The sequence below is a fragment of the Streptomonospora alba genome (assembly GCF_000826685.1).
Taxonomy (GTDB): domain Bacteria; phylum Actinomycetota; class Actinomycetes; order Streptosporangiales; family Streptosporangiaceae; genus Streptomonospora; species Streptomonospora alba.
The window spans coordinates 1-14,864 of record NZ_JROO01000029.1 but is presented as its reverse complement, the minus strand read 5'-3'; the positions used below and the strand labels follow the sequence as shown (position 1 = coordinate 14,864).

The 14,864-nt window shown below is 73.5% G+C and carries 15 protein-coding genes; 3 read left to right on the top strand and 12 right to left on the bottom strand.

The window, feature by feature from the left end; genetic code table 11:
- Positions 1-156: 156 nt before the first annotated feature.
- Entirely contained in the window at positions 157-459 is a 303-nt protein-coding gene (locus tag LP52_RS15065; protein ID WP_040274289.1) for a putative quinol monooxygenase, read from the top strand.
- A 236-nt stretch (positions 460-695) separates the two neighbouring features.
- On the opposite strand, the gene LP52_RS15060 is transcribed toward LP52_RS15065, so the two are convergent.
- Positions 696-1,604 carry an NADP-dependent oxidoreductase gene (locus LP52_RS15060; protein WP_040274287.1) on the bottom strand — a complete coding sequence of 303 codons (909 nt, stop codon included), beginning with the start codon at positions 1,602-1,604 and terminating at the stop codon, positions 696-698.
- A gap of 124 nt (positions 1,605-1,728) precedes the next feature.
- Here LP52_RS15060 and LP52_RS15055 point away from each other — a divergent pair, with 124 nt between their 5' ends.
- Positions 1,729-2,202 (top strand): winged helix-turn-helix transcriptional regulator, encoded by a 474-nt coding sequence (locus LP52_RS15055; protein WP_449336609.1) that lies wholly within the window; start codon positions 1,729-1,731, stop codon positions 2,200-2,202.
- A 270-nt stretch (positions 2,203-2,472) separates the two neighbouring features.
- Positions 2,473-2,853: an excalibur calcium-binding domain-containing protein gene (locus LP52_RS15050; protein WP_052809877.1), complete on the top strand. Its 381-nt coding sequence runs from the start codon at positions 2,473-2,475 to the stop codon at positions 2,851-2,853.
- A 214-nt stretch (positions 2,854-3,067) separates the two neighbouring features.
- On the opposite strand, the gene LP52_RS15045 is transcribed toward LP52_RS15050, so the two are convergent.
- The 11 genes from LP52_RS15045 to LP52_RS14990 form a co-directional block, all read right to left on the bottom strand.
- Positions 3,068-4,492: an FAD-dependent oxidoreductase gene (locus LP52_RS15045; RefSeq protein WP_040274283.1), complete on the bottom strand. Its 1,425-nt coding sequence runs from the start codon at positions 4,490-4,492 to the stop codon at positions 3,068-3,070.
- Positions 4,493-4,559: 67 nt separating this feature from the next.
- Positions 4,560-6,641, bottom strand: coding sequence for a molybdopterin oxidoreductase family protein (locus LP52_RS15040; RefSeq protein WP_040274281.1), 2,082 nt, complete (start codon positions 6,639-6,641; stop codon positions 4,560-4,562).
- 82 nt (positions 6,642-6,723) lie between these two features.
- Complete coding sequence (locus tag LP52_RS15035) at positions 6,724-7,578, bottom strand: NAD-dependent epimerase/dehydratase family protein (RefSeq protein ID WP_052809876.1); 855 nt, start codon at positions 7,576-7,578, stop codon at positions 6,724-6,726.
- 84 nt (positions 7,579-7,662) lie between these two features.
- Positions 7,663-8,553, bottom strand: a complete 891-nt coding sequence (locus tag LP52_RS15030; protein ID WP_052809875.1) for a methyltransferase domain-containing protein — start codon at positions 8,551-8,553, stop codon at positions 7,663-7,665.
- Between the two features lie 76 nt (positions 8,554-8,629).
- Positions 8,630-9,817, bottom strand: coding sequence for a GNAT family N-acetyltransferase (locus LP52_RS15025; RefSeq protein ID WP_052809874.1), 1,188 nt, complete (start codon positions 9,815-9,817; stop codon positions 8,630-8,632).
- A gap of 26 nt (positions 9,818-9,843) precedes the next feature.
- Complete coding sequence (locus tag LP52_RS15020) at positions 9,844-10,821, bottom strand: aspartyl/asparaginyl beta-hydroxylase domain-containing protein (RefSeq protein ID WP_052809873.1); 978 nt, start codon at positions 10,819-10,821, stop codon at positions 9,844-9,846.
- Entirely contained in the window at positions 10,818-11,426 is a 609-nt protein-coding gene (locus LP52_RS15015) for an NADPH-dependent FMN reductase (protein ID WP_274518819.1), read from the bottom strand. The genes LP52_RS15020 and LP52_RS15015 overlap by 4 nt, the downstream gene beginning before the upstream one ends.
- Positions 11,423-11,968, bottom strand: a complete 546-nt coding sequence (locus LP52_RS25820; protein ID WP_052809871.1) for a Rossmann-fold NAD(P)-binding domain-containing protein — start codon at positions 11,966-11,968, stop codon at positions 11,423-11,425. Before LP52_RS25820 ends, LP52_RS15015 begins: the two co-directional genes overlap by 4 nt.
- Positions 11,965-13,446 (bottom strand): peptide ABC transporter substrate-binding protein, encoded by a 1,482-nt coding sequence (locus LP52_RS15000; RefSeq protein WP_084723216.1) that lies wholly within the window; start codon positions 13,444-13,446, stop codon positions 11,965-11,967. The genes LP52_RS25820 and LP52_RS15000 overlap by 4 nt, the downstream gene beginning before the upstream one ends.
- The gene (locus LP52_RS25815) at positions 13,439-14,281 is read right to left on the bottom strand and encodes an SDR family NAD(P)-dependent oxidoreductase (protein ID WP_052809870.1); all 843 of its coding nucleotides are present in this window, start codon (positions 14,279-14,281) and stop codon (positions 13,439-13,441) included. Before LP52_RS25815 ends, LP52_RS15000 begins: the two co-directional genes overlap by 8 nt.
- A partial coding sequence (locus LP52_RS14990; protein WP_040274277.1) for an MFS transporter occupies positions 14,274-14,864 on the bottom strand: 591 nt, incomplete at its 5' end. The genes LP52_RS25815 and LP52_RS14990, both read right to left, overlap by 8 nt.

Sequence of the window (14,864 nt, the reverse complement as noted above, 5' to 3'; positions counted from 1 at the left end):
CAGGCGGCGTCCGCCGGTACCGGTCCCCTCGAAACCCGAGCCGAAGCGCCGGGCGTTTCTGCGTACCCGACGATGAGTTTCTCCGCCCCTGCAAGTCCATCCCAGCGGAACTGCCCGGCGCGCGGGGCACGAAGGCGACAGCACTGGAGCGCATCCATGGTCATCGTTGCAGGACACATCACCGTTGAACCGCATCAACGCGAGTCCTATCTCGCGGGCTGTGCACCCATCGTCCAACAGGCTCGCCGGGAGGTCGGCTGCCTCGACTTCGCGATCTGCGCGGACCTGGCCGACCCCGGCCGTGTCAACGTCTACGAGCGCTGGGAATCGCGGGCGGCGCTGGCGGCCTTCCGCAGCAGCGGCCCTGAATCGCAACCGGAACCGGCGATGCTCACGGCCTCAGTCCAGGAGTTCGACATCGCCGACATGCGACCCGCGTTCGGGGACGGTGCGGAATGAGCCGGCCGGACGGACTCCGCTGCGAACGCTGGGGTGGGGCGTCGTCCACCGACCCGGCTCGTCGCGCCATGGGGGGCGGCCGGGCCCTAGGGCCGGGCTGGATCGCCGTATCCACCCCGGCCATGGGGAGAACGGAACCGCGCCTGCGACCGGTTCCGCGATCCCCGGGCGCAGGTCCCCGGGATCGCCGAGCCGCTTCGACCGCACTTCCGCCCCTTCCCGTGGCGCCCCGACGCTCAAGGCCGAAGGACGTACTTCCCGCGCACTCCGCCCTTCGCGACCGCGCGGTGGGCGGCGGCGACCTCATCCAGCGGTACCGCGGCGTGCACCCGCCCGGGCAGCCGACCGCGTGCGGTGGCCTCGAGGAGCCCGGCGAGCCGGGCGCCGTCGGGCTGCGCCACCACCACCCGGACGGTGACGCCGCGCTCTTCCGCCGGCGCCGCACCCGGCTGCACGCCGACGAAGAGGCCGCCGTCGCCGACCAGCGCGAGGCCCCGTTCCTGGAGCGCGGCACCGTCGGCTACGGCGTCCCATCCGGATGCCGCCTCGGTGGTGAAGTCGGCGCCGAGGCTGCGGACGAACTCTTCGTCCTCCGCGCGGGCCAGACCGGTGACGCGCCAGCCGCGCTCCTGGGCGAGCGAGGAGACATAACCGCCGACCGCCCCTGCGGCCCCGGTCACCAGCAGGCTCCGGCCCCTGCCCTCGCCGAGCAGGTCGACCAACTGAGCCGCGGCCAGGCCGTTGACCGGGACCGTCGCCGCCGTGACCAGGTCGAGACCGTCGGGCACAACAGCGGCGTCGCCCGCCGGGACGACCACCTGCTCGGCATATGTACCGAGGTCGCGGTCGAACCCGCCGACCATCCCCGCGACACGGCTGCCGACCGGAAGGTCGGTGCCCGGTCCGGCCGCGGTGACCGTACCGGCGAAGTCCCAACCCAGGCCGGTGTGCTCGGGCTGGTCGATCAGGCCGAGTTCGTGGAACACCCCGCCGGCCACAGCCAGGTCGACGGGGTTGACGGCGGCCCCGGCGATGTCGACCCGGATCCGGCCGGGCCCGGGCTCGACGACGGGCACGTCGATGATCTCGATGGAGTCGGGACCGGCCGGGATGCGGACGACCGCGGTCCGGAACGTGGTGGACATGTCTGCCTCCTGTGGAGATATCGGTACTGCTCCACCACAATGGAGGGGTAACTCTCCAACGGGAAGTACGCACTTCGAAGTGCGTTGGCCACCGCGAGGTAGGGAGGAGGGGTCCTTGCCGACGATGACGGCGGCCCAGAAACGGGCGAAGGAGAAGGCGGAGTACGACGCGTTCCTGGCGAACTGTCCCAGCCGCCTGCTCCTCGACCGGATCTCGGACAAGTGGGTGACGCTGGTCCTGGCCGCGCTCGGCAGCGACGGCCCGCACCCCGGCGAGGACCGCCGCGGTGATCCGCGGGCGATGCGCTATTCCGAACTGTCGCGCCGGCTGTCCGGCGTCAGCCAGAAGATGCTCACCCAGACCCTTCGCTCCCTCGAACGCGACGGCCTGCTTACCCGCACGGTGACGCCGACCGTGCCTGTCACGGTCACCTACGAGCTGACCGACCTGGGGTTGTCGCTCCACGGCGTCATGCGCGGCATCAAAGGGTGGGCGGAAGCGCACATGGACGAGGTTCTCGCCAACCGCCGCGAGTACGACACCGCCGACCGCTCCACACCGGCCGACCGCCCGACTCCTCCCGAATCCGGCAGGTAGCCGAGGCTGCGGCGAAGCTCGGGGCGCCGTGCGAGACGCTCCCTCGGCCTCGTGCGACGAGGCGGCGGTGGTCCGGAGTTTCACATCGGGCGCGGAAGGCTGTACCCGGCGACTCTGCCGCCTGAGCCCGGGGCCGGTCGCCTCGGGTGACCCCGATTGCACGGTGATTTTTCCTAGTTTCGACTGACAACCTCCCCCCGACCAGAGCATCCTTCGGGTATGCAGCGCCCTTCCACCAGATCCCCCGGACGCGGTGAACACGGCACTCGCATGTCCGTGTCCGTCACCGGCACCCTCCTTGCAGTCGGCCTGATCGCCGCAACCGCCCAGAGCTGCGCCGGCGGGGGCACCGAGCCCACCGGAAGCGCACCGGCGCCTTCCCCCGCACCGACAGCGACCGTCACCGTTACCGCTACCGCCACCCAGAAGGTCGAAGCCACCTCCACCGAAACCCGTGAAGTGCAGGTGACCGCTACGGAGACCGTCCGGCAGACGGTCACTGAGCAGGCGCCCGCCCAAGACGGCGGCCTTGACACGTACTACGACAACTGCGACGAGGCCCGCGCAGCGGGCGCCGCCCCCGTCCGCGAAGGCGACCCCGGATACGGACCGCACCTCGATCGCGATCGCGACGGGGTGGGGTGCGAGTAGCGCCAGCCGCACGACGAGCGCATGCCCGTTCCTTTCGCTAGCCGCACACGCCGATGTCACCCGCATAGGCACGCGACCTGCTCACCGGCCGGGGCCAGCGAACGGCTCGTCGCTTCACGGCTCTGCCCGCCGAAGCCGGGAACGATCGCGAACGGCTGCGAGGCCGGCAACCGGGCGTACGGACGCCGGTCCCGGTGAGGCGCCCGCGGCGCGGTCACCTCTGCGACCGGGACGCCGCGTCCCCGCCGCTCCAGGCGGAGAGCAGCGCGTCGACGTCGCGGGCGCACTCGCCGCACCCCGTGGTGGCCCGCGTCCGCTCCGCCACCGACGTCCGGCTGCGCGCTCCGTCGCGCCATGCGGCCTCGATGCGGTCGCGGGAAACGGCGTTGCACCGGCACACCGGCTCCTCCTCGCCTGTATCGGCGGCCGCGGTCGCCGACTCGTGAAACAGTGCCAGCGGCTCGGCGGGCAAGGGCGATCCGGTGGCGAACAGCCGCCCCAGCGTCCCGGCCGCGCGCGGGAAGCCCAAGAGCACCGCGCCGGTCACCAGGTCCCCCTGCGCCGACAGGCGGGCATAGCGGCCGGCGCGGAAGTCGTCGATGGTCAGCACGGGATCGCCGGTGTCGAGCCGCCCCATCGCCGCCAGCTCGATCCCTTCGGCCTTCAGCCGGGTCACCGGCCGGACGCCGGTGTAACAGGCGCCGGGGCCGGTTCCCGTCAGACGATCGGCCAGTACCGCGGCCTGCTCCCAGCCCGGCTGGACCAGGCCGGCTCCTCCCGCCGGGTGCTGAGCGCAGTCCCCGATCGCGTAGACGCCGGGTTCGGAGGACGCCAGCTCGTCGTCGACGAGGACGCCGTGGTCGGTCGCGATGCCGGCAGCATCGGCGAGTTCGGTGCTGCCGCGCACCCCGGTGGTCAGCACCAGCGCTTCGGCGGCCAGCGTCCGGCCGTCGTCCAGTTCCAGACCCGCGGTCGGATGCCAGCGCGCGGCCGCCTGGCCGGCGCAGACGGCCACACCGGCCTCGCCGTAGCGCCGGGAGAGGACCTCCGCGGCCTGCTCGTCGATCTCCTGGTGCATGATCCAGGGCATCGCCTCCACCACGGTGCAGCGCACGCCCCGACCGGCCAGCGCCCGGGCGATCTCCAGGCCGAGGACGCCGCCTCCCAGCACGGCCGCGGCCCCGCCTGGGCGGGCCTGAGCCATGAGGCGGCGGCAATCGGCGATGTCGCGCAGCGTGCTCACTCCCGCGGCCAGTCTCCCCGCTTCGTCGGCGATCCCGGCGACGGGAGGCACGCGCGCACGCGCGCCGGTGGCCAGCACAAGCCTGTCGTAGTTCAGCCGGGTTCCGTCGTCCAGGGCGACGGTCTTGCGGCGGGGGTCGATGGCGCGCGCGGCCACCCCGGTGCGCACCCGGACCGAGGGCGTCTCCGGCTCCGGCAGGCGGATGTCGTCCAGGGTGTAGTCCCCCGCCACGACGCCGGGCAGCAGAACGCGGTTGTAGGCGCCGCCCGCCTCGGCACCGACAACCGTGACGCGGCAGCGCCGCCCGTCCGGGTCGCGGCGGGCGACCTCCTCGGCGAAACGGGCTCCGACCATCCCGTTGCCGATTACGACGAGATGGCGCACGGCACATGTCACGGGCGGATCCTTCCTGGCGTCGCGAAGGCCGGCCGCAGGGGGCGCCGGGTGCCGCCGGCGCCCGGGATCAGGCCGGGTCGGCGCCGGAGGCGCACGTTTCCAGGCGCACGGCGCTGAGCTTGAACTCGGGCATACGGCTGACAGGGTCCAAGGCGGGATTGGTGATCTTGTTGGCGGCCTGCTCGCCGGAGTAGTGGAAGGGCAGGAACACCGTGTCGCGGCGGATTCCGCCGTTCAGCCGCAGGCGTGCGAGCATGCGGCCGCGCCGGGAGACCACGCGCACCCACTCGCCCTCGGACATCCCGTAGTGGTGGGCGCTGTCAGGGTGCACCTGCACCTCGGCCTCGGGTGCGGCCTCGGCCAGTTCGGGCACGCGGCGGGTCTGGGCGCCGGACTGGTAGTGGTTCAGCAGCCGTCCGGTGGTGGCCAGCAGCGGGAACTCAGCGTCGGGTGCTTCGTCGGGCGCGCTCAGCCCGCCACTGTGGAACCGGGCCCGTCCGTCAGGGTGGTGGAACCCGTCCAGGAAAAGCCGAGGAGTGCTGCTGGCGGAGTCCGGGAGGGGCCAGTACAGCGCCTCTCCGCCCGCCAGCCGGTCCGGGCTCAGCCCTGCGTAGTCGGCCGGTCCCCCGGCCGATGCGGCGGCCAGCTCCGACAGCACCGCTTCGGGTTCGGCCGGGAACCGGGCGGCGGACTGCCCCAGCCGACGGGCCAGCTCGGAAAGGATCCGAAGGTCGCTGCGCGGCCCTTCCGGCGGCTCCGCGACCGCCCGCCGGCACAGGATCCGCCCTTCGAGGCTGGTGAGCGTGCCTTCCTCCTCGGCCCACTGCAGGCTCGGCAGCACCACGTCGGCCAGCGCGGCGGTCTCGGAGAGCACGAAGTCGGATACGACCAGGAACTCCGTTGCGCCCAGCCGTTCCCGGACGCGGTCGGAGTCCGGGGCCGAGACCGCCGGGTTGGAGCCCATCACCACCAGTCCGCGCGGCCCTTCCGGCCGCCCCAGCGACTCCAGCAACTCCTGGGCGCTGGGCCCCGGCCCCGGCAGCTCGTCGGGCTCGACTCCCCACACCTTCGCCACGTGCTCGCGGGCGCGGGGATCGCCGATGCTCCGGTAACCCGGCAGCTGGTCGGCTTTCTGGCCGTGCTCGCGCCCGCCCTGCCCGTTGCCCTGGCCCGTGATGGTGCCGTAGCCGGAACCGCGCCTGCCGGGCAGGCCCAGGCCCAGGGCCAGGTTGATCCACCAGCCCGCGGTGGCGGTTCCGGTGCTGTGCTGTTCGACGCCGCGCCCGGTAAGCACGTACGCGCCGCAGGCGGTGCCCAGCATGTCCGCGGCGGTGCGGATGTCGGCGGCGGCGACTCCGGTGACGTGCTCGGTGCGCTCGGGCCACCAGGCGGCCGCCTGCCGCAGGGCCGCGGTGAAACCGGTGGTCCGCTCCGCGATGTACGCCTCGTCGAGGAGCCCTTGCTTGCGGGCGGAGTGCAGCAGTCCCATCGCCAGGGCGGCGTCGGTTCCCGGGCGCGGGGCCAGGTGCAGGCCTCCGCCCTCCTCTGCTCGGGCCGCGGTCTCCGACCGGCGCGGATCCGCCACGATCAGCCGCGGGGAGGCGAGATGGCCCATCATGGGCGGCATGGTCGCAGCAGGGTTGGCGCCCGCCAGCAGCACGACCTCGGCCCCGGCCAGATCGGGTAGCGGGAAGGGAAGCCCGCGGTCCACGCCGAAGGCGCGGGTGCCCGCCGCCGCAGCGGAGGACATGCAGAACCGGCCGTTGTAGTCGATACGGGACGTGCCGAGGGCGAGACGGGCGAACTTGCCGAGCAGGTAGGCCTTCTCGTTGGTCAGCCCGCCGCCTCCGAACACGCCCACCGCGTCGGAGCCGCTCTCCGTACGCAGTTCGCCCAGGCGGGCCGCGACGTGGTCCAGGGCGGTCTCCCAGTCCACCTCCCGCAGGGGGGCGCTGCGACGGATCCGCAGTAGGGGCCGGGTCAGCCGCTCCGGGGAGCGGAGCAGTTCGGCCGCCGTCCAGCCCTTGCGGCACAGACCGCCCCGGTTCGTCGGGAAGTCGACCGGTCGCACCGACAGTCCGCCCTGCGGGGCCGGAGTCAGCCGCATGGCGCATTGCAGCGCGCAGTAGGGGCAGTGTGTAACGGTCATGGCGTCGGACCTCCGGTCCCCGCGGTCCGGGCAGGGTGCCGCCCGCTCCCGCGCAGCATGGGTGCGATGGACGGAGCACCCGTTAGGACGGCCAGATCCCGCGAGCGGGATGCCATCCCAGCTTCTGGCGTGCGGCGGTGCTGTCGATCCGGTGCGACGGGATGCCGCTCTCGTCCGCGCCGTCGGACTCGGGCGGTGCGCAGCCGGTGGCGCGGGCGAGCCTCGTGTAGTAGTCGCCGACACGCAGCGGTTCGTCGGCGACGTTGAACGTCCATCCGGCGGGGGCTCGCTCCAGGGCCGCGACCACCGCGGCGGCGTAGTCGACGACGTGCACCATCGACACGAAAGCGCGTCCGTCGCCGGGAATGCGCAGCTCGCCGCGGGCGAGCTGGCCGCATTGCGTGTCCTGGGCCGTTCCCGGACCGGCGAAGCGCGCTCCGCGCAGCAGGCACCAGGCGACCTCGGTGGGCGGTACCGCGCTGACGGCCCTCTCCATCTCCGCGACGGGGTCCACGATCTCCCGGCGCCGGGGGTCGGCGTCGAAGAGGGCGTCCTCGGCCAGCCAGCCGTCCCCGCCGTCGGCGTAGGCCATGGTGATGCTCATCTGCACGAGACGCCGTACGCCCGCAGCCCGCGCGGCCTCGACCAGAGCGCCGGTGCCCACGCTGCGGATACGCCCCGTCGGCCGCCATGCGCCGGCGGCGGAGGGGTCGCGCGGCATACTGGTGGCGAGGTTGACGACGGCGTCGTGGCCTTCGACCTGGGCGCGCAGGTCGAGTCCGGAGTCGAGCAGCCCAGCCCGCACCGTCGGGATCCCTTCGGGCAGGGAGTCCAACCTGTCCGGTGCCATGGCTGTGACCTTGTGGCCGCGCGCCGTCAGCAGCGGTACCAGCCGCCGGCCGAGCACTCCTGTGGCTCCGACCGCGAACACCCGCATCGCGCTCCCCTCTCACACCGGTCGCGGCTTGCCTTCCGCCGCTTTCGAGTCTCTCCGCGCGGCCGCATGCGCGGCCTCCCGTGTTCACGCGATACTCGGCCCCTTCGCCTTCCCCGGAGGGCCGTCCACGCGGGTGCCGAACGCACCGAACACGGTGGTGGCGCGGAAGAAGGCGCCGGCCGCGGAGGCGCGTGCAAGCTCCTGGGAGAGCCTTACGGCCTCCTCTCGCGTGACGGCACCGCAGCGCAGCGCCCGCCACGGCAGCTCCGACGCCGGGGCCCGGGCTCCCGCCGCGCCGTCGTCGATCCAGGTGGCGGCTTCGCAGTCGGCGACATCCACCCCGGCCGCGACCAGGAGGCCCCGCAGCTGCCGACCGGCTTGCGGGTTGGCCAAAGGCGCGCTGAGGGCATCGAGAACCCGGTCGACGACGTCGGCGGGCCCGGGGTGCAGCACGGCGGTCGACCAGTCGGTGTCCAGGAGCGCGATCCGCCCGCCCGGCGCGAGGACTCGCGTCATCTCGGCGACCGCCTGGGCGGGGTCCTCGATGTGCTGCAGGACGCGCTCGCAGCGCACGATGTCGAAGCACCCGTCGGGAAAGGCCAGGGAGCGGACGTCGCCGTCGGCCATGTCGACGGCGACGCCGCGTTCCGCCGCTCTGCGCTCGGCCTCGGTACGCAACCCTGCGACAGGCTCCACCCCCACGGCGCGCCCGTGCCGGCCGACCCCGGCGGCCAGCGCCACGACGTCCTCGCCGGTTCCGGCCCCGACGTCCAGGGCGGTCTCGCCTGGCCGCGGCGCCAGCCGCCGAAACGCCCACTCCTTGAGCGCGCGGACCGCTGGGCGGCTGTTGTTGACGTCGAGGATTCTGATCTGCTCGGCGATTCCGGCGGGGTCGCGGTCCCGGCCGTCGAACCGGAATCCGTCCTCGCGCGAAACGTCGGTGCGGGGCGCTGCGGTCTGCGGTGCCGTATCCATGTATCCGTCGCCTTTCGTCGCTGCGCGGGGGGCGCGGGTGGGCGTCGCGGCCCGGGTCTGCGCCGCGAGAGCTGTTTCATCGGCGCGTCGAGGGCAGGCTTCGAGCGAGCCCGAACTGCTCGGCGCTGCGGGCCTGGGGCGTCCATGCCCGTTCCACGGCCGGGGAGAGGGCTGCGACTCGGGCGGAGACCTCGGCGTTGCGGGCCAGTATCGGCTCGTCCCGATCGGTGCCGCGGGAGCCGGGGGTGAGATCCAGCAGCCACAAGGGGTGCAGGTCGGCACCGCGGAGCGCCTTGGCGTCCTCGGCCGCGATGCCCGCGTGCACGTGCCGCGCGCCCGCCCGCACCGCGGCCCGGATGGGGCTGTAGTAGACGGTCGTGAAGTATTCCGCGACGCCGTTCAGCCGCGTGTAGTCGAATCCGGCCGACCGCAGGAAGAGGGTGCGGCCTCGGAGGAGGTAGGCGCAGTAGCCGATGATCCGGCCGTCGCGGCAGCACAGCGCAGCGCGAGCAGCGCCCCCCGCGGCCGCGGCCTGCCGGCGGAAGGAGTCGGCGATCGCCTCTGCGGGGGCGCGCCGTCCGTAGCGTTCGTCGGTGCGGGCTTGGAGCTCGGCGGCGACGTCGACGACGTCTTCGAGAGGCGCGTGCCGCACCGTGCAGCCCGCCTCGTCGAACCTGCGCAGATCGCGCCGTACCATGCTGCGGCGTTTGGCCGACAGCGAGTCCAGCCACCCCTCCCAGCCGCCGTCGGGAAGCGTGAACCAGGCGTCGGCGCCCAAGAGCACCGGCTGCCGGCGGACTCCGGCGGCCCGCAGGGCTTCGGCTTCGGCGGTGGAGAGGAACATCGCCATCACCGGGGGCCGCTGCGGCGGGGCGTCGCCCAGGAGGCCGGCGGCGGCCGCGTGCTCGGGCAGCCGCCGCAGCCGGTCGAGCAGCCGTTCGACCAGCCCGGTGTGGGGCTGCGCCGCCGAGAGGATGTGGGTCTGGTATCCGCGGGCGGGGCCGACGAGGACGCCGGCGGGCACCTCCGACGTCCCCAGGTCGCGCAGCAGAGCGTCCCAGCGGTAGCGGGTGTGGGCTTGGCGGGTCACCGCCGAGACCGGCACCGCCGCGCGGCGTCCGGCGTCCTCGACGCAGACGGCTCCCCCGGTGTGGCCGTCCAGGGAGGCGCAGAACTCCAGCCAGCCGCGGGACGAATAGAAGCGGTCGCCGGCGAGCCGGTCCCACTCGGCGCCGCCGAGGCCCCCGACGGCGTCGCGGAACACCTCTTCAGCAGGCCCCGCCCGGGCCGTCACAGTGCGGCGGCGGGGCAGTTGCGCGAGCGCACCTCGCTCCCTCGCCGGTTGAAGAGTGTGACGGTCATCCCGTCTCCCTGCCCCTCCACGCGGATCCAGCGCTCGTCGGTCCAGCCGCGGAAGCGGAACTCCCCCTCGCCCAGGTGTACGAGTCCGAGCGCGGGGCTGCCGTCGAGATGCACGGCCAGCTGTCCCTGCGCCCAGTCGATCGACGCGTCGACCAGCGCGTCGCTGGTGCGGAACTCGTCATCGTCCTCCCAGCTGGTGAAGGGTTTGGGCATGGCGAACCGGCACCGGCGCCGCGAGGCCCCGCCCGGATCGAGCGGCTGCTCGGGGCGGGCGAAGACGACGTCGGGCTCGGCGAGCGCTTCGCGGAGTTCGGCGGGGAACAGCTCGACCAGCTCGGGTGTGACGTGGGTGTCGATCACCATGTGCACGCGGTTTCCGGTACCGGTGTTGCTGACGCGGTGGGGCCTGCAGAAGTTGCCGAACCACAGTGTCCCGGGCTGCCACCGGTACACGTCGTCGCCGAACTCCAGGGTCGCCTCGGGGACCGTGGTGATCGGGATGTGCAGGCGCAGTGTGCCCCAGGGAAAGCCGTACTTGGTGTCGACGTGCTTGCGGGTGGCCGCGCCGGGGCCCAGCGCCATCAGCCGCACGGCGCGCAGCGGAACCGGAAGCTCGGCGAGGATCCGGGCGAAGTAGGGGGTCCGGGCCAGCCAGCCGGTGTCGGCGTGGTCCACCAGTCCGGGCCCGCCGGGATCGGTGCGGTCGTCGCCGCCCCCGGGGCTGCGCAGCGGCAGCACCGTCCAGTCGTAGCTCACCTCGGTGCCGACACCGGTGTCGGAGAAGTACCGCTGCCGCTGCCATTGGTGCCCGGTGATCTGCTTCAGGTCCGCGACCAGCCGGGGGACGTCGTATTCGCGCTCCAGCCGGACCGCGTCGGGCAGGTCGTCCAGGGTGCTCTGGCTCATGATGCTCCTTCTGACGCGGGCGCCGCCACACCGACGGCGTCCTGGGGTGCGGTTCGGAACCTGTCGGTGTAGTCGAGCAGCTGTTGGCACATGGCCACGGCGCGTTCGATCGTCTCCCGCGCGGCGATCCGGTACTCGCCGTCGACCCGCCGGAAGTCGCCGTCGGCGGTGGTCGTCACGAGCGGAACGGCGATCCCGTGCAGTCCGCGCGCCACGATCCGCAGGTGGTCGGCGGCCTGGCCACTGGCGCGCCGCCCGCCGTTGCCGCAGAGCGCCAGCGGCTTGCCCCGCACGTCGGCGATCGCCAGGTGGTCGAGTGCGTTCTTCAGCGCCGCCGAGTAGGAGTTGTGGTAGACGGGGCTCGCCCACACCATGGCGTCGGCGGCCCGCACCCGGTGCAACAGGTCGCCGACGGCCGGGTCGGGCGGGTCCTCGGGGCTACCGTGATAGCGCACGTCCACCTGAGGCAGGCGGTGCTCACGGAGGTCGAGTACGTCGGTGCGGGCCCCCAGCTGCTCCAGGGTTCTGCGGACGAGCTCCGTCAGCACCGCTGTCCTCGATGGATGTCCCAGACTGCCCTGGATGCACAGGACGTCGGCTCTCACGGTCGGTCCGACCACGGTTCAACCCTTCCTGCGATCTGCTTCGGTTCGCTGTCGCGCAGGCCGCGCAACGCGGCGTCGGAAATCTCCTGATTCGTCAGCCAGCGGGTTCCCCGACCGGTGTCGGCGAACCCCAGAACGACACTGCGGTAGCTGCGCGGTGGCGCATAATGCGTGGGCTCGGGCCGACTCCGGCGCGGGTCGACACCGGAGCTGCCCCACAGCTGCACGACGGTCGCGTCCGCACTCAGCAACGGGACCAGCGCAGCGTGGACGCCTTCGTCGAAGGGCGTGTGGACCCACAGCAGCGCTTCGGCGACCCGCCGACCCTCGACGGCCCCCTTGACCGCTTCGCCCAGCTCCCGGGGAGCGGCCCAGTCCGCAGGCACCGGCACCAGCTCCCCGGTGTCGGGTGCCCCGCGCTCGGCGCGTTCGGGCCGGCGCGCGACGCAGACGACACGCGCACCGGTGCGCAGCAGCTCGTGAACGGCGGGCCGGAGCATGCCGGTGCCGCCGACGACGACGACCTCGCGCGGGGCGGTCATGTGCGCACCGCCCAACGCAGGTCGGGCGAGGCTCCCGCCGCACGGTGCACCACACCGGTGAGGCCGGGACGCTGCAGCCACAGCCCGGACCAGGAATAGAGGGGAACGACGGCGTCGTGGTCCAGCAGCCGCTGCTCGGCCGCCGCGAGGCGGGAGTGGCGCTCGGCGTCGCCGATCTCGTCGCGGGCGGCGGCGACCAGCCTGTTGTACTCGGCGTCCGACCACTTCGACTGGTTGCCGGCCACGCCGTCGGAGACGTGCTCGGCGAGGAACGCGAGCGGGTCGTCGTAGTCCGCCCGCCAGGATGCGATCGAAAGGTGGTAGGTCCCCTCGCGGATCGCCGTGTACTGGCCCGCGTAGCTGCGCGCGTCGATCTCGACGGAGGCGCCGGTGCGTTTGCGGATCTGGTCGGCGAGCCGCTCGGCCTCAGCGACGCGGTCGCGGATGTCGGTGCAGACCAAAGTGAGGCGGACGCCGTCGAGCCTCCCGCCGGAGCGGCGGCGGCGCGCCACCCGGGGGCTGGCGCGCAGGTATGCGCGGGTGCCGGCGCTGGGCGGGACGAGCCGGCCGATGGGCGCCGCCCCCGAACGGGTGTCGGTGACGAGCTCCTCGGGGTCGATCGCGTCGGCGAGAGCGGCGCGGACCCCGGAGTCGGCCAGCAGGTCGTCGCGGGTGTTCATCACCAGGTAGCTCACGGTCGCCTCGGGAATCCGGGTGACGTGGGCGGGGTCGACCTCGTCCAGGGCGCGGATCTCCAGGGGTGCCAGGTCGATGTCCCCGCTGGCGTAAAGCTCCACGGGATCGCCCCCGACGACGTAGCGCACCGGGGACGCGGGCATGGCGTCGTCCCAGTAGTACGGGTTGCGCTCCAGCTCGATCCGCTCGCCCGGGTCGACGGCGCTGTAGCGGAAGGGGCCGCTGGCGGGCACCGCGAGGGCATCGTGAGGGCTGCGCGCGGGCGGAGCGTCCTCGCGCAGCGGCGCGAACGCCGGCAGCGCCCAGAACTCGCGGATGTCGGCCAACGGGTGCTCCAGGTGGAAGCGCACAGTGTGCTCGTCGAGGACGTCGACGCCGAGGGCGGCGCCGGGGACGCCCTGATGGCGGTCGCGGGCCCCGCCGAGCACGTACATCTGCCAGGCGCAGCGCAACCCGAGGGCGGGGTCGGTGCCGCGCAGGAAGGTGTGGGCGACGTCGCCGGACCGCACCGGGCGGCCGTCGGACCACCGGGCCGTGCGCCGCAGCTGGACGGTGACGACCCGCCCGGAGCGGTCGATCCGCCATCCCTCGGCCAGCGCGGGGCGCAGATCCCCGTCGGGAGCGGGGCGGACCAGTCCTTCGAACAGCCCGGCGTGGATCCGCATGGACCAGTCGTCGACGCCGGTGTGGGGATCCCAGTTCGGCGGGTCGCCGGGGAGCCAGCTGCGTACCGTCTGCGCTTCTCCCCTGTGTGCAGGGGCAGCACGGGGCTTCTCAGTCATCGACCGCACTCCTTGCTTGTGTAGGCGAACCGCTGTGCGAAGCGGCGCCGCCGGCGGCCGCCGGCGGCCGTCCTGTTCCGGGACCGGGCGGCGCGGCCGGGAGCGGGGAGTCCGCGTCCGCCGCGACGGCCTCCAGTGGGTGCAGCGTCACCTCGCGCACACGGACCAGCCCGGCCATGGCCACCACGTGGGCGAGGGCCTCGCCGAGCCGGCCGGCGGGAATCTGCGCCGCGGGGTCGGTGACCTCCCGGTCGGGCAGTGTCCAGTCGGGGTGCACGATCACCGTGCTCACGGGCTCGTGCAGCAGGGACGCCTGCAGCCCTCGCGCGAGCCCGAGCAGGCCGCCCTTGCTCGCGTAGTAGGCCTCCTGGTCGGGTCGGGCGACCGGGCGGGTCACCGGCTCGGAGCCGAGCAGCACCACCACGCCCGGGCGGGCTCGGCGCAGCGGCTCCAGGGCGCGGCGCAGCAGCCGGGTCTGAGCAGTGAGGTTGAGCGCGAGGACCGAGTGCCACAGCTGCTCGTCGGAACCCTCGAAATCCTCCTTGGGGAACGCGCCCGCCGCGGCGACAAGCACGTCCAGTCGCCCGAAGCTCTCCAGCACGGCATCGACGAGCCCGTGCGCCACCCCCTCGGCGTCCAGGTCGCCGGTGAGGGGAAGGACGGTCTCCTCCGGTCGCGAGCAGGCCTGCACGGTGCGCGCCAGCCGCCGCCGGCTGCGCCCGTGCACCGCCACGCGGTAGCCGCGGGCGCTCAGCGCCACGGCCGCCTGCGAGCCCACCACGCCGCTGGCCCCGGTGACCAGCGCGACCGGCGCTCCCGTTTCCGGCTCACTCATCGGCCGCCTCCCGTTCCTCGAAGCCGCGCCCGGAGCGCAGCGCCAGCACGTAGGCTCCGGCCGCCGCCGCGATCACCGCCGCCACCACCGCGAAGCCGCCGTAGCGCAAGGAGGCGAACATCAGGCCCATGGACAGCGAACCGGCGAAGAGCCCTATCTCGTAGACGGTCCAGAAGGTGCCCTGCGCCCCGGCGCGGCGGTCGACGTCGACGCGGTCGGCGGTCCACGCGGTCAACCCGGGCACACCGCCGCCGATCCCGGCGCCGACCAGCACAGCCGCGCCGACGATGGCGGCGGGGTGGACGACCGCGGACAGCACCGCCAGTCCGGCGGCCAGACTCAGCAACGCCGGCACCAGCACCCAGGACCGTCCGAAGCGGTCGTAGCTCCGCCCCACCACGGGCAGCAGGAGCAGGGTGGTCGCGGCGTAGACCGACAGCACCAGCCCGGGGTTGAATGCCGACACCTCCGACACCCGCAGCGGCATGTAGACGCTGAAGGCGCTGAACGCGCCCGCGATCGCAGCGCCGATGAGCCCTGGCACCACCGCGCGCCGCTCGATCGCCTGCTGCCACCAGCGCCG

Bases quoted from the DNA above. Each gene is read 5' to 3' on its own strand.
- LP52_RS15020 (WP_052809873.1), bottom strand. From the start codon at position 10,821: ATGAGCCAGAGCACCCTGGACGACCTGCCCGACGCGGTCCGGCTGGAG.
- LP52_RS25820 (WP_052809871.1), bottom strand. From the start codon at position 11,968: ATGACCGCCCCGCGCGAGGTCGTCGTCGTCGGCGGCACCGGCATGCTC.
- LP52_RS15000 (WP_084723216.1), bottom strand. From the start codon at position 13,446: ATGACTGAGAAGCCCCGTGCTGCCCCTGCACACAGGGGAGAAGCGCAG.
- LP52_RS15040 (WP_040274281.1), bottom strand. From the start codon at position 6,641: ATGACCGTTACACACTGCCCCTACTGCGCGCTGCAATGCGCCATGCGG.
- LP52_RS15055 (WP_449336609.1), top strand. From the start codon at position 1,729: ATGACGGCGGCCCAGAAACGGGCGAAGGAGAAGGCGGAGTACGACGCG.
- LP52_RS15035 (WP_052809876.1), bottom strand. From the start codon at position 7,578: ATGCGGGTGTTCGCGGTCGGAGCCACAGGAGTGCTCGGCCGGCGGCTG.
- LP52_RS25815 (WP_052809870.1), bottom strand. From the start codon at position 14,281: ATGAGTGAGCCGGAAACGGGAGCGCCGGTCGCGCTGGTCACCGGGGCC.
- LP52_RS15050 (WP_052809877.1), top strand. From the start codon at position 2,473: ATGTCCGTGTCCGTCACCGGCACCCTCCTTGCAGTCGGCCTGATCGCC.
- LP52_RS15060 (WP_040274287.1), bottom strand. From the start codon at position 1,604: ATGTCCACCACGTTCCGGACCGCGGTCGTCCGCATCCCGGCCGGTCCC.
- LP52_RS15030 (WP_052809875.1), bottom strand. From the start codon at position 8,553: ATGGATACGGCACCGCAGACCGCAGCGCCCCGCACCGACGTTTCGCGC.
- LP52_RS15065 (WP_040274289.1), top strand. From the start codon at position 157: ATGGTCATCGTTGCAGGACACATCACCGTTGAACCGCATCAACGCGAG.